This is a genomic window from Bacillus sp. T2.9-1, from assembly GCF_950097965.1.
GTDB lineage: Bacteria > Bacillota > Bacilli > Bacillales > Cytobacillaceae > Niallia > Niallia hominis.
The window spans coordinates 1-360 of the sequence record NZ_CATNHG010000043.1 but is presented as its reverse complement, the minus strand read 5'-3'; the positions used below and the strand labels follow the sequence as shown (position 1 = coordinate 360).

The following is a 360-nucleotide window of genomic DNA, read 5'->3' as shown; positions in this document are numbered from 1 at the left end:
TACTGTTGTTTGTATTGAGGTTCTTCTTGTTCGATTTGTTGAACACGTGGTTCAATGCTGTCTACAACGGATTGGGTTTGCTTAGCTGCATCTTGGTAAAGTTGCTTAGCTTGTTGATTATCTGTACCAAGAGCAAATGTTTCAAAACTTGCTTGAGCACTTTTCAATCCTGCTAGAGCTGTTTTAACGTCATTTATTACTGTCATGATAATTTCCTCCTTGAATTTTTTTTTACCTGAATTATTCATAAAAACTTATTGACAAGCTATTGAATGCTTATTTATCACGTAGCACAGCTGAATTGTCATTCATCAAATAAATGAAAAAAGAATCCATTTCTGTTAGAGTTTAAGTAACCAC

At 33.6% G+C, this 360-nt stretch carries 1 protein-coding gene; it reads right to left on the bottom strand.

Features of this window, described 5'->3' with window-relative positions; genetic code table 11:
* A partial coding sequence (locus QQZ16_RS03610) for a DUF1657 domain-containing protein (RefSeq protein ID WP_009336488.1) occupies nt 1–206 on the bottom strand: 206 nt, incomplete at its 3' end.
* Between the last annotated feature and the right edge of the window lie 154 nt (nt 207–360).